The 12,404-nt window shown below is 67.4% G+C and carries 8 protein-coding genes; 7 read left to right on the top strand and 1 reads right to left on the bottom strand.

Translation table 11 applies throughout. The annotated features are described in order from the left end of the window. Positions 1-20: 20 nt before the first annotated feature. Both C503_RS0113990 and C503_RS0113985 read left to right on the top strand, forming a co-directional pair. Entirely contained in the window at positions 21-3,917 is a 3,897-nt protein-coding gene (locus C503_RS0113990) for a DNA-directed RNA polymerase subunit beta' (RefSeq protein ID WP_018682841.1), read from the top strand. A gap of 270 nt (positions 3,918-4,187) precedes the next feature. Continuing rightward, a complete protein-coding gene (locus tag C503_RS0113985) occupies positions 4,188-5,063 on the top strand; it encodes a DUF4082 domain-containing protein (protein WP_084477092.1) in 876 nt (291 codons plus the stop codon). A 56-nt stretch (positions 5,064-5,119) separates the two neighbouring features. Here the strand turns inward: C503_RS0113985 and C503_RS0113980 are convergent, their stop codons facing one another. Further along, positions 5,120-5,974: a DUF4082 domain-containing protein gene (locus C503_RS0113980; protein WP_018682839.1), complete on the bottom strand. Its 855-nt coding sequence runs from the start codon at positions 5,972-5,974 to the stop codon at positions 5,120-5,122. 579 nt (positions 5,975-6,553) lie between these two features. Here C503_RS0113980 and C503_RS0113975 point away from each other — a divergent pair. From C503_RS0113975 to tuf, 5 genes are all read left to right on the top strand, one after another. Further along, positions 6,554-7,447 (top strand): helix-turn-helix domain-containing protein, encoded by an 894-nt coding sequence (locus tag C503_RS0113975; RefSeq protein ID WP_026316290.1) that lies wholly within the window; start codon positions 6,554-6,556, stop codon positions 7,445-7,447. A 409-nt stretch (positions 7,448-7,856) separates the two neighbouring features. Further along, positions 7,857-8,231: a 30S ribosomal protein S12 gene (rpsL, locus tag C503_RS0113970; protein WP_018682837.1), complete on the top strand. Its 375-nt coding sequence runs from the start codon at positions 7,857-7,859 to the stop codon at positions 8,229-8,231. Between the two features lies 1 nt (position 8,232). After that, complete coding sequence (rpsG, locus tag C503_RS0113965) at positions 8,233-8,703, top strand: 30S ribosomal protein S7 (protein ID WP_018682836.1); 471 nt, start codon at positions 8,233-8,235, stop codon at positions 8,701-8,703. A gap of 67 nt (positions 8,704-8,770) precedes the next feature. Then, positions 8,771-10,870, top strand: coding sequence for an elongation factor G (fusA, locus tag C503_RS0113960; RefSeq protein ID WP_018682835.1), 2,100 nt, complete (start codon positions 8,771-8,773; stop codon positions 10,868-10,870). A 141-nt stretch (positions 10,871-11,011) separates the two neighbouring features. After that, positions 11,012-12,205 carry an elongation factor Tu gene (gene tuf, locus C503_RS0113955; protein ID WP_018682834.1) on the top strand — a complete coding sequence of 398 codons (1,194 nt, stop codon included), beginning with the start codon at positions 11,012-11,014 and terminating at the stop codon, positions 12,203-12,205. The last annotated feature ends 199 nt before the right edge of the window (positions 12,206-12,404 follow it).

The following is a 12,404-nucleotide window of genomic DNA, read 5'->3' as shown; positions in this document are numbered from 1 at the left end:
AAGGGGAGAAGGAACTCCACGTGTTGGACGTTAACTTCTTTGATGAGCTCCGCATCGGTCTTGCTACTGCCGATGACATCCGTCAGTGGTCGTTCGGCGAGGTCAAGAAGCCAGAAACCATCAACTACCGGACGCTGAAGCCGGAGAAGGATGGTCTGTTCTGCGAGAAGATCTTCGGTCCCACCCGGGACTGGGAGTGCTACTGCGGCAAGTACAAGCGGGTCCGGTTCAAGGGCATCATCTGTGAGCGCTGCGGCGTCGAGGTGACCCGCGCCAAGGTGCGCCGCGAGCGGATGGGCCACATCGAGCTGGCCGCCCCGGTCACCCACATCTGGTACTTCAAGGGCGTCCCGAGCCGCCTCGGCTACCTGCTCGACCTGGCGCCGAAGGATCTGGAAAAGATCATCTACTTCGCCGCGTACGTGATCACCTCGGTGAACACCGAGCTGCGGCACAACGACCTGCCCACGCTGGAGTCCGAGATGGGCGTCGAGCGCAAGCAGGTCGAGAACAAGCGCGACGCCGACATCGAGGGTCGCGCGCAGAAGCTGGAGGCCGACCTCGCCCAGCTGGAGGCCGAGGGCGCCAAGAGCGACGTGCGCCGCAAGGTCAAGGAGGGCGGCGAGCGCGAGATGCGCCAGCTGCGCGACCGCGCGCAGCGCGAGCTGGACCGCCTCGACGAGATCTGGTCCACCTTCACCAAGCTGGACTCCAAGCAGCTGATCGCGGACGAGCTGCTCTACCGCGAGCTGATCGACCGCTACGGCGACTACTTCACCGGCTCGATGGGCGCCGAGGCGATCCAGACCCTGGCGCGCGACTTCGACGTCGACGCCGAGGCGGACAACCTGCGCGAGACCATCCGCAGCGGCAAGGGCCAGAAGAAGCTGCGCGCGCTCAAGCGGCTCAAGGTGGTGGCCGCCTTCCAGGCGACCCGCAACTCGCCGATGGGCATGGTGCTCGACTGCGTCCCGGTGATCCCGCCGGACCTGCGCCCGATGGTCCAGCTCGACGGCGGCCGCTTCGCGACCTCCGACCTGAACGACCTGTACCGCCGCGTCATCAACCGCAACAACCGGTTGAAGCGGCTGATCGACCTCGGCGCGCCCGAGATCATCGTCAACAACGAGAAGCGGATGCTGCAGGAGGCCGTCGACGCGCTGTTCGACAACGGCCGCCGCGGCCGTCCGGTCACCGGTCCGGGCAACCGGCCGCTGAAGTCGCTGTCCGACCTGCTCAAGGGCAAGCAGGGCCGGTTCCGGCAGAACCTGCTCGGCAAGCGCGTCGACTACTCCGGCCGTTCGGTCATCGTGGTCGGCCCGCAGCTGAAGCTGCACCAGTGCGGCCTGCCCAAGGCGATGGCGCTTGAGCTGTTCAAGCCGTTCGTGATGAAGCGACTGGTGGACCTCAACCACGCGCAGAACATCAAGTCCGCCAAGCGGATGGTGGAGCGCGCCCGGCCCGCCGTGTGGGACGTGCTGGAAGAGGTCATCACCGAGCACCCGGTGATGCTCAACCGCGCGCCCACCCTGCACCGGCTCGGCATCCAGGCGTTCGAGCCGCAGCTGGTCGAGGGCAAGGCGATCCAGCTGCACCCGCTGGTCTGCGAGGCGTTCAACGCGGACTTCGACGGCGACCAGATGGCGGTGCACCTGCCGCTGTCGGCCGAGGCGCAGGCCGAGGCCCGCATCCTGATGCTGTCCTCGAACAACATCCTGTCCCCGGCCTCCGGTCGCCCGCTGGCGATGCCGCGACTGGACATGGTCACCGGCATCTACCACCTGACCCGGCCGAAGCCGGGCGGCGTCGGCGAGGGCCTGGCGTTCTCCTCGCCCGCCGAGGCCATCATGGCCTTCGACCGCAAGGTGATCGGCCTGCAGTCCGCGGTCAAGATCCGCATCTCGGACCGCTACCCGGGTCCTGGCATGCAGCCGGAGGGCTGGACCCCCGGCCAGCCGTGGCTGGCCGAGACCACCCTGGGCCGGGTGCTGTTCAACGAGCTGCTGCCGCCGGACTACCCGTTCATCAACGAGCCCGCGCCGAAGAAGCGGCAGGCGGCCATCGTCAACGACCTCGCCGAGCGGTACCCGATGGTCACCGTGGCGCGGACGCTGGACAAGCTGAAGGACGCGGGCTTCTACTGGGCCACCCGCTCGGGTGTCACCATCGCGATCTCGGACGTCATCGTGCCGCCCGCCAAGAAGGGCATCCTCGACGAGTACGAGAAGAAGGCCGACACCGTCGAGAAGCGCTACCAGCGCGGTCAGCTCTCCGCATCCGAGCGGAACAACGAGCTGGTCAAGGTGTGGTCCAACGCGACTGAGGACGTCGCGCGGGCGATGGAGGAGAACTTCCCCGACGAGAACCCGATCCCGACCATCGTGAAGTCGGGCGCGGCGGGCAACATGACCCAGATCCGCCAGCTGGCGGGCATGAACGGTCTGGTGACCAACCCTCGCGGCGAGTTCATCCCGCGGCCGATCAAGGCCAACTTCCGCGAGGGCCTGTCGGTGCTGGAGTACTTCATCGCCACGCACGGTGCCCGCAAGGGTCTGGCCGACACCGCGCTGCGCACCGCCGACTCCGGCTACCTGACCCGGCGTCTGGTGGACGTCTCGCAGGACGTCATCGTGCGCGAGGTCGACTGCGGCACCACCCGCGGCATCGTGATGAAGCTCGGCGAGCCGATCGGCGAGAAGGTCGAGCGCGCCCAGTACGTGGAGACCGGCGTGTACGCGCGTTGCGTCTCCGAGGAGGTCAAGGCGCCCAACGGCGAGGTCCTGCTGAACCGGGCCGACGACCTGGGCGACCCGGCGATCGAGAAGCTGCTGTCCTACGGCGTCACCAAGGTCAAGGTGCGCTCGGTGCTCACCTGCGAGGCCCAGGTCGGCGTGTGCGCGACCTGCTACGGCCGCTCGATGGCGACCGGCCAGCTGGTCGACATCGGCGAGGCGGTCGGCATCGTGGCCGCGCAGTCCATCGGTGAGCCGGGCACCCAGCTGACCATGCGTACGTTCCAGCAGGGCGGCGTCGTCAACGACGACATCACCACCGGTCTGCCGCGTGTGCAGGAGCTGTTCGAGGCCCGGGTCCCGAAGGGCAAGGCGCCCATCGCGGACGTCGACGGCCGGGTCCGGATCGAGGACGGCGACCGCTTCTGGAAGATCACGCTGATCCCGGACGACGGCAGCGAGGAGATCATCTTCGAGAAGCTGTCCAAGCGTCAGCGGCTCGCGGCCACCCCGGACGGCCCGCTGTCCGACGGTGACCACGTGGCGGTCGGCCAGCAGCTGCTGGAAGGCACCCGGGACCCGCACGAGGTGCTGCGCGTGATGGGCCCCCGCGAGGCCCAGCTGCACCTGGTGGACGAGGTCCAGAAGGTCTACCGGGCGCAGGGTGTGTCGATCCACGACAAGCACATCGAGGTCATCGTCCGGCAGATGCTGCGCCGGGTGACGATCCTGGACAGCGGCGCGGCGGAGTTCCTGCCCGGCGCGCTCATCGAGCGGGCCGAGTTCGAGGCGGAGAACCGGCGCGTGGTGGCCGCGGGCGGCGAGCCAGCCTCCGGCCGTCCGGTGCTGATGGGTATCACGAAGGCGTCGCTGGCCACGGACTCGTGGCTGTCCGCGGCCTCCTTCCAGGAGACCACCCGAGTGTTGACGGACGCGGCCATCAACGGGCGGTCCGACAAGCTCGTGGGGCTCAAGGAGAACGTGATCATCGGTAAGTTGATCCCGGCCGGTACCGGGATCAACAAGTACCGGAACATCCAGGTGCAGCCGACCGAGGAGGCACGGGTGGCGGCGTACGCGATCCCGTCCTACGACGACGGGTACTACACGCCGGATGTGTTCGGGACCGGCACCGGTGCCGCGGTTCCGCTGGACGACTACGACTTCGGTCGCGATTACAGGTAGTTGCACAACAAGAAGAGCCCCTCGGCCTCCGGCTGGGGGGCTCTTCTTGTTGTGGCCCGGCTTCGCCGAGGCGGCGCGATCTCGCGTGGGGGGACTGGTGGGCGAAGGGGGAAGAACCGTCTTGACGGGTGGGGGGTGGGGGCCGGGGTCGGGAAGTTCTACGTCTGGGGGTTTCTGTCCGGTTTGCTGTCACCCGTCTGGAAGGTTCGGGCCCGGTGGGGTAACCGCTAGCTTGGGCGCCCGATCGTTTCCGGGAGTGAGGGGTCTCGCATGCGAAGACGGGTTTCGCTTGTGCTGGCAGTGATTTTCCTGCCGCTGTTGGTGCCTGCCACGGCGTGGGCCGCGGATGATCCGGCCGGGGCCTGGGTGGACACGCCCGCGGCGGCGGAGCTGGTGGTCGGCAAGTCCGTGATCCTGCACGGCCATTCGCGTGGTTCGGCGGCGTCCGGGGTGAAGTACACGCAGCTGTCTTTCCTGGATTACAACCACTACATCGTGGTCGCGAGTGCGGGCCAGGTGGACTGGACCTATCGGCTCGACTTGGCCGACTGGCTGGCGGGTACGGTCTCGGTCGCCACCCGGGTGTACCTGGACGACGGCACGATGTCGCCGTCGACCGTGGTGAAGCTCCAGGTGTCGAACCCGGACACGCCCGCGGTCACCTGCCCGTGTCGCTTCGAGCCGCAGCCGACGGGGTCCACGGGGCTGTACAGCGAGCACGTGAGCCGGGAGCTCGGGCTGCGGTTCTTCGTGGACCGGCCGGGCAGCGTCACCGGCCTGCGCCTGTCCGACAGTCTGAAGCCCGCCCCCGGCGTGGTGGCGCACCTGTGGAACGCGGACGGCAAGCTCCTGGCCACCAGCGAGGACCAGGGCACGTTCCCCACCTTCACCTTCGCCAGTCCGGTCGCGGTGCGGGCGTACACGCCTTACGTGGTCTCGTACACGTCGCCGGTGCAGACGCCTTATCTGGCAACACCGGGAATGTTCCAGGCCCGCATGACAATCCCACCGTTCACAGCGGACTACCACACCTGGGATGGTTTCCCTTACGGCGCCCCGGGTGTCTTCGGCGACGGCGGCCGCTTCCCCACCGACACCTACAACGGCACCAACTATTGGGTGTCACCGGTTTTCACAACAGGCTGAGCGCGCGAGCAGGGCGGGAGGGGGCCCGCCCTGCTCGGCCGGGAACCAGGCTGGGATCAGGCCGGGATGAACGTGGGCGAGATCAGGTAGTCGCTGTCGAGATAGACGTTCGCGGGCATGACCGTCTCGCCCATGTTCCGGTAGGCGTAGACGCCCGCGCCGCCGGTGGCGTCGTGCATAGCGGTGATGGGGCCCTGGGTGACGGTCTCGGTGAAGTAGTTCTCGGCGACCAGGTACTCATCGAAGTCGGCCTGGTAGGCCAGGGTGTACGCGTGGTACGACTCCAGATGTACCGGCGTGGCGAACTCGAAGCGTGCGGTGGCCCGGTTGTATACGGAGCGCGCGACTATCTCGCCGTTCCAGTCGTAGAGAGCGCCCCGTGATGTCTCGGACAGGTTGCCTGCCGTGTAGTACGGGAGGGTGCCCTCGCGGTCGACGTAGAAGCGCAGGCCGAGCTCCGTCAGCTGCTGGTCCGACGAGGTGATCACCGGACTGCCCGCCTTGGGCGGGGATGTGAAGGTGCATGGGCAGTCGACCGGGCCGGGTGGGGTCGCCGGGCCGACACGTAGGTAGTCGGTTCGGACATCGGCCCAGTCGGACCGCATGGCCGCCTGGGTGAGGACCTTGAAGGCGCCGACGGCGTCCGGCGTGAACTCCAGCGACCAGCGGCCGCCGTGGTCGAAGTGGGTCCAGGTCCGGCCGTCGTCCACGGAGATCATCGACTGGGTGGTGTCGCCGGACTCGCCGATGTAGGAGCTGCCGGTGAGGGTGATGGGCTCGCCGACCGTCAACACGCGTTGATACCACTGGCTGTCGATGATGAGATACGGCCAACGAGACGCGCTCGCACTTCCCGGCATCAGCGGGAGCAGCAGCAACGCGGCGACCAGGGGCAGGAGTCTTCGCAGCACGGGACCTCCGGGTTTGTGAGCGGGAAACCGTTGCACGCCAACGTATCGGGACCCTGCCGGGTCATGCTGCGGTCGTTGGTCCCATTGGTGAATTGCCGGCTTTGCGCCGTGGGCCGCCTGGCAGGCATGGATCGACCGGGCGCCCCACGCGGTCCGGTGTGGAGCCTTCGCGGCTGAACCGGGTGCGGGAGCCGGGCGGGAAAAGCCCGAGCTGCCCGGGATCGGCGCGGGAAGAATGCTGCACATCAGCGATGTGGGGATTGTCATCCTGGTTCCTGCTGACGGTCCGTGGATTCGACAGAGGCGCGTCCGGATGTTCCTGCGTTGTCGTGGGAATCCGGCTCCGCGCTTTCCCTGGACCGGATTGTTCCATAGTGGACGGTCGAGCTGACCGTGCTGCCATCCTCCCAACGGGGGGCGGTTCGGGCCGTGTCGTACCTGCGCACGGCGAGCCGGAAACCCGTTGCGCGCGTCATTTCCGGCGAGTGTCGCAGTGGGATGCTCGCTTTAATTGACCATAAACCGATAGCGCGATCAGCAGATGGTTATCCGTATGCGAATAGTGCACACTCAGGCGCCATGGAACGAGTTGATCCGCAGGCATTGCGGTGGCTCATCGGGGTCGAGCTGGCCAATCAGCGGAAGCGGGTGGGGATCTCGCAGGCGGAGGCGGGGCGCGCGGTCCGGCTGTCCGCGGCGATGGTGGCCCACTTCGAGGTGGGGCGGTATTTCCCCTCCCCGGAACAGATCGCGAGCCTGCTGCGTTGCTATGGAGCGTCCGAAGAGGAGACCGAGCGGCTGGCGGCGCTGGCGCGGCGGGCCGACCGGTCCGGGTGGCTGGCCAGGTGGGTCGATGTGATCCCGGACTGGCAACGCACCTATCTCGGGCTGGAGGGGCTGGCGTCGCATGTGGTCGCTTACGCGCCGCTGGTGGTGCACGGGCTGGCGCAGACCGAGGCCTACGCGGCCGGGGTGATCGCGAACAGCGCGCGGGTGCGGCCCGACCAGGCCGGGCGGTTGGTGCGGCTGCGGATGGAGCGGCAACGGCGGTTGCTCGGCCCGGAGCCGCTGCGGCTGACCATGCTCGTCGAGGAGTCGGTGCTCGACCGGCCGATCGGCGGGGAGGACGCCGAGGAGGTCATGCGCGGCCAGCTGGCGCTGCTGCTCGACCTCGGCGCGCGGGACGGGGTCGAGATCCTGGTGCTGCCGACCGCGCTCGGCAGGCACGACAGCCTGGAGGGGCAGTTCACGATGCTGCGGTTCGCCGATCCCGGTGGCGGGGTGCTGGCGCGGCCGGTGGTCTACATCGAGATCGCCGACGACGGCGTGTACATCCACAACGAGCGCCAGGTGGCCCAGTACGCCAGGGACACCGAGCAGCTACGCGCGGTAGCCATGTCGGCGGCGGAATCCGCCGACGCGATCAGGGCGCGGCTGGCCACGCTCGCCGGATCGGCGGAGCGGCCGGGGTAGATCGTCGGTGAATCCGGACGAGGCGGTCGGGTGCTCACTCGAACAGGTGAGCTACCCGGCCCCCTTCGGGTGGTCTTCCGACGGCCGGACCGATACCCCCGTTTTGACCCTGCCCGCACGGCCACGGTATCTTTGCTACTCGTGCCCGACCCATGTCGGGTCGGTCCGTGTGCCTGTGCCGCGCGGTCCGCTTATCGGCGTTCGTTCAGTCGTTCGTCGCGAAGTGGACTCCTGCCAGTCACGCCGGAGTTCCTCCCGAACCCCGTTGGGATGATTCTCTTCCCGCACGGGTGCCGCGAGTGCGGGCGACACGCCCGACCTCGGGGGGCGGGCGGAAGAGCAGGAACGCAAGTACACAGTGCCTTCGGCGCCCCGCGCGGGCGTCGAGAGACAAAGAGAAAGCCGGTCTATGCCCACGATCCAGCAGCTGGTCCGCAAGGGCCGCCAGGACAAGGTCGCCAAGCAGAAGACTGCGGCTCTCAAGGGGAGCCCGCAGCGGCGTGGCGTGTGCACCCGGGTGTACACCACCACCCCGAAGAAGCCGAACTCCGCGCTCCGCAAGGTCGCTCGCGTCAAGCTGACCAGCGGCATCGAGGTCACGGCGTACATCCCTGGCGAGGGCCACAACCTGCAGGAGCACTCCATGGTGCTGGTGCGCGGTGGCCGTGTGAAGGACCTTCCGGGTGTTCGCTACAAGATCATCCGCGGCTCGCTGGACACCCAGGGCGTGAAGAACCGCAAGCAGGCCCGCAGCCACTACGGCGCGAAGAAGGAGAAGAGCTGATATGCCCCGCAAGGGACCGGCCCCGAAGCGGCCGCTGATCTCCGACCCGGTGTACAGCTCGCCGCTGGTCACCCAGCTGATCAACAAGGTGCTCAAGGACGGCAAGCGGTCCGTCGCCGAGCGCATCGTGTACGGCGCCCTGGAGGGTGCCCGCGACAAGACCGGCACCGACCCGGTCGTGACGCTCAAGCGCGCGCTCGACAACGTGAAGCCCACCATCGAGGTGAAGAGCCGCCGCGTCGGTGGCGCCACCTACCAGGTGCCGATCGAGGTCAAGCCGGGCCGCTCCACCACGCTGGCGCTGCGCTGGCTGGTGTCCTTCTCTCAGGCCCGCCGCGAGAAGACCATGATCGAGCGGCTGATGAACGAACTCCTCGACGCCTCCAACGGCCTCGGCGCCAGCGTCAAGCGCCGCGAGGACACCCACAAGATGGCCGAGTCCAACAAGGCCTTCGCCCACTACCGCTGGTGATTGACGGGATCCGGCCGACCGGCCGGATCCCCAGCGGCGCCGCAGCTCAAGGACAGGGGAAGAACCCGTGGCACTCGACGTGCTGACCGACCTGGCCAAGGTCCGCAACATCGGGATCATGGCCCACATCGACGCGGGCAAGACCACGACGACCGAGCGGATCCTCTTCTACACGGGGATCAGCTACAAGATCGGCGAGGTGCACGACGGCGCCGCGGTCATGGACTGGATGGAGCAGGAGCAGGAGCGGGGGATCACCATCACCTCCGCCGCCACCACCTGCTTCTGGAAAGACCACCAGATCAACATCATCGACACCCCCGGCCACGTCGACTTCACCGTCGAGGTCGAGCGCTCGCTGCGCGTGCTCGATGGCGCCGTCGCCGTCTTCGACGGCAAGGAGGGTGTCGAGCCCCAGTCCGAGCAGGTGTGGCGGCAGGCCACCAAGTACGACGTGCCGCGCATCTGCTTCGTCAACAAGATGGACAAGCTGGGCGCCGACTTCTACTTCACCGTGCGCACCATCTCCGAGCGCCTCGGGGCCAAGCCGCTGCCGCTGCAGCTGCCCATCGGCAGCGAGTCCGACTTCATCGGTGTCGTCGACCTGGTGGAGATGCGGGCGCTGACCTGGCGCGGCGAGGTCAAGAAGGGCGAGGACTACGCCGTCGAGGAGATCCCCGCCGACCTGGCCGACAAGGCCCAGGAGTACCGCGAGGCGCTCATCGAGGCCGTCGCCGAGACCGACGACGAGCTCATGGAGCTCTACCTCGGTGGCGAGGAGCTGTCCGTCGAGCAGATCAAGACGGGCATCCGCAAGATCGTGAACGACCGCTCGGCCTACCCGGTCCTGTGCGGCTCGGCGTTCAAGAACAAGGGCGTGCAGCCCATGCTCGACGCCGTGATCGACTACCTGCCCGCCCCGTTGGACGTGCCGCCGGTCGAGGGCACCCTGCAGGACGGCGAGACCAAGGTGACCCGCGCGCCGAGCACCCAGGAGCCGTTCTCCGGCCTGGCGTTCAAGATCGCGGTGCACCCGTTCTTCGGCAAGCTGACCTACGTCCGGGTCTACTCCGGACGGGTCGCCTCCGGTGCCCAGGTCATCAACTCGACCAAGGACCGCAAGGAGCGCATCGGGAAGCTCTTCCAGATGCACGCCAACAAGGAGAACCCGGTCGACGAGGCCATCGCCGGTCACATCTACGCGGTGATCGGGCTGAAGGACACCACGACCGGCGAGACCCTGTGCGACCCGGCGAACCCGATCGTGCTTGAGTCGATGTCCTTCCCGGACCCGGTCATCCAGGTCGCCATCGAGCCCAAGACGAAGGCCGACCAGGAGAAGCTGGGCACCGCGATCCAGAAGCTGGCCGAGGAGGACCCCACCTTCAAGGTCAACCTGGACCAGGAGACCGGCCAGACCATCATCGCAGGCATGGGCGAGCTGCACCTGGACATCCTGGTGGACCGCATGCGCCGCGAGTTCAAGGTCGAGGCCAACATCGGCAAGCCGCAGGTGGCCTACCGCGAGACCATCAAGAAGACGGTCGAGAAGCTGGACTACACCCACAAGAAGCAGACGGGTGGCTCCGGCCAGTTCGCGAAGGTCGTCATCAAGCTGGAGCCGCTGGCCAACACGGACGGCGCGCTCTACGAGTTCGAGAACGCGGTCACCGGCGGTCGCGTCCCGCGGGAGTACATCCCGTCGGTCGACGCGGGTGCGCAGGACGCCATGCAGTACGGTGTGATCGCCGGATACCCGCTGGTGGGCCTCAAGCTCACCCTGCTCGACGGCGCCTACCACGAGGTCGACTCCTCTGAGATGGCGTTCAAGGTCGCCGGTTCCATGGCACTCAAGGAGGCCGCCCGCAAGGCGGGCCCCGTGATCCTGGAGCCGCTGATGGCGGTCGAGGTGACCACGCCCGAGGACTACATGGGCGACGTCATCGGCGACCTGAACTCCCGCCGCGGCCAGATCCAGGCCATGGAGGAGCGCAGCGGTGCCCGCGTCGTCAAGGCGTTGGTCCCGTTGTCGGAGATGTTCGGGTACGTGGGCGACCTGCGGTCCAAGACCCAGGGTCGGGCCAACTACTCGATGGTGTTCGACTCCTACGCAGAGGTTCCCGCGAACGTCTCGAAGGAGATCATCGCAAAGGCTACGGGGGAGTAAACCCCTAACCGGAAGCGCCGCACATTACGTGCGGGCTCTCCGGGGGAGTCAACTCCCCGGGGTCCGCACATTTGACCCTGAAGCCCGCCATCCGAAAACACCTTCGGTCAGGCGGAAAGTACGAGTCCAGGAGGACATCAAGTGGCGAAGGCGAAGTTCGAGCGGACCAAGCCGCACGTCAACATCGGGACCATCGGTCACATCGACCACGGAAAGACCACGCTGACCGCGGCGATCTCGAAGGTCCTGCACGACAAGTACCCCGACCTGAACCCCTTCACGCCGTTCGACGAGATCGACAAGGCGCCGGAGGAGAAGCAGCGCGGTATCACCATCTCCATCGCGCACATCGAGTACCAGACGGAGAAGCGCCACTACGCGCACGTCGACTGCCCGGGTCACGCGGACTACGTCAAGAACATGATCACCGGTGCGGCGCAGATGGACGGCGCCATCCTGGTGGTCGCCGCGACCGACGGCCCGATGCCGCAGACGCGTGAGCACGTGCTGCTCGCCCGCCAGGTCGGCGTGCCCTACATCGTGGTGGCCCTGAACAAGGCCGACATGGTGGACGACGAGGAGATCCTGGAGCTCGTCGAGCTTGAGGTCCGCGAGCTGCTGTCCGCGCAGGACTTCCCCGGCGACGACCTGCCGGTCGTGCGTGTCTCCGCGCTCAAGGCGCTGGAGGGCGACGCCGAGTGGGGCGCCCGCCTGATCGAGCTGATGGACGCGGTCGACGAGTCGATCCCGGAGCCCGAGCGCGACGTGGTGAAGCCCTTCCTCATGCCCGTCGAGGACGTCTTCACGATCACCGGCCGCGGCACCGTCGCGACCGGTCGCATCGAGCGCGGCATCATCAACGTCAACGAGGAAGTCGAGATCGTCGGCATCCGCGAGAAGGCGCAGAAGACCACCGTCACCGGTGTCGAGATGTTCCGCAAGCTGCTCGACCAGGGCCAGGCAGGCGACAACGTCGGCCTGCTGCTGCGCGGCATCAAGCGTGAGGACATCGAGCGCGGCCAGGTCATCGTGAAGCCGGGCACCACCACCCCGCACACCGAGTTCGAGGCCCAGGTCGTCATCCTGAGCAAGGACGAGGGCGGTCGGCACACCCCGTTCTTCAACAACTACCGCCCGCAGTTCTACTTCCGCACGACGGACGTGACCGGCGTGGTGACCCTCCCCGAGGGCACCGAGATGGTCATGCCGGGTGACAGCACGGGCATGACCGTGTCGCTCATCCAGCCCATCGCGATGGACGAGGGTCTGCGGTTCGCGATCCGCGAGGGTGGCCGCACCGTCGGCGCCGGTCGGGTCGTCAAGATCCTGAAGTAGTGCCTCCCGGGGGGTCGGACCAGTGGTCCGACCCCCCGGTTTGGATCGCCGCACACGTGTGTGGCATCCTTTATGGGTTGCTCGTCGCGGGCGGCCGGTGAAATACGTTTCCCGGCCGCCCTCGCGTGCGGGCCCGGGGTCAGCAGTTCTGACCCGTACAGACCACAGATGCTCGGCTTGTCCTGGGATTCATCCAAGG

Source organism: Actinokineospora enzanensis DSM 44649, assembly GCF_000374445.1.
Lineage (GTDB): Bacteria > Actinomycetota > Actinomycetes > Mycobacteriales > Pseudonocardiaceae > Actinokineospora > Actinokineospora enzanensis.
Note: the sequence above shows the minus strand (reverse complement) of the source record. Positions and strands in the feature narration are given on the sequence as shown.

Excerpts from the sequence above, each read along its gene's own strand:
- C503_RS0113985 (WP_084477092.1), top strand. The coding sequence starts at position 4,188 with ATGCGAAGACGGGTTTCGCTTGTGCTGGCAGTGATTTTCCTGCCGCTG.
- C503_RS0113975 (WP_026316290.1), top strand. The coding sequence starts at position 6,554 with ATGGAACGAGTTGATCCGCAGGCATTGCGGTGGCTCATCGGGGTCGAG.
- rpsL (WP_018682837.1), top strand. The coding sequence starts at position 7,857 with ATGCCCACGATCCAGCAGCTGGTCCGCAAGGGCCGCCAGGACAAGGTC.
- rpsG (WP_018682836.1), top strand. The coding sequence starts at position 8,233 with ATGCCCCGCAAGGGACCGGCCCCGAAGCGGCCGCTGATCTCCGACCCG.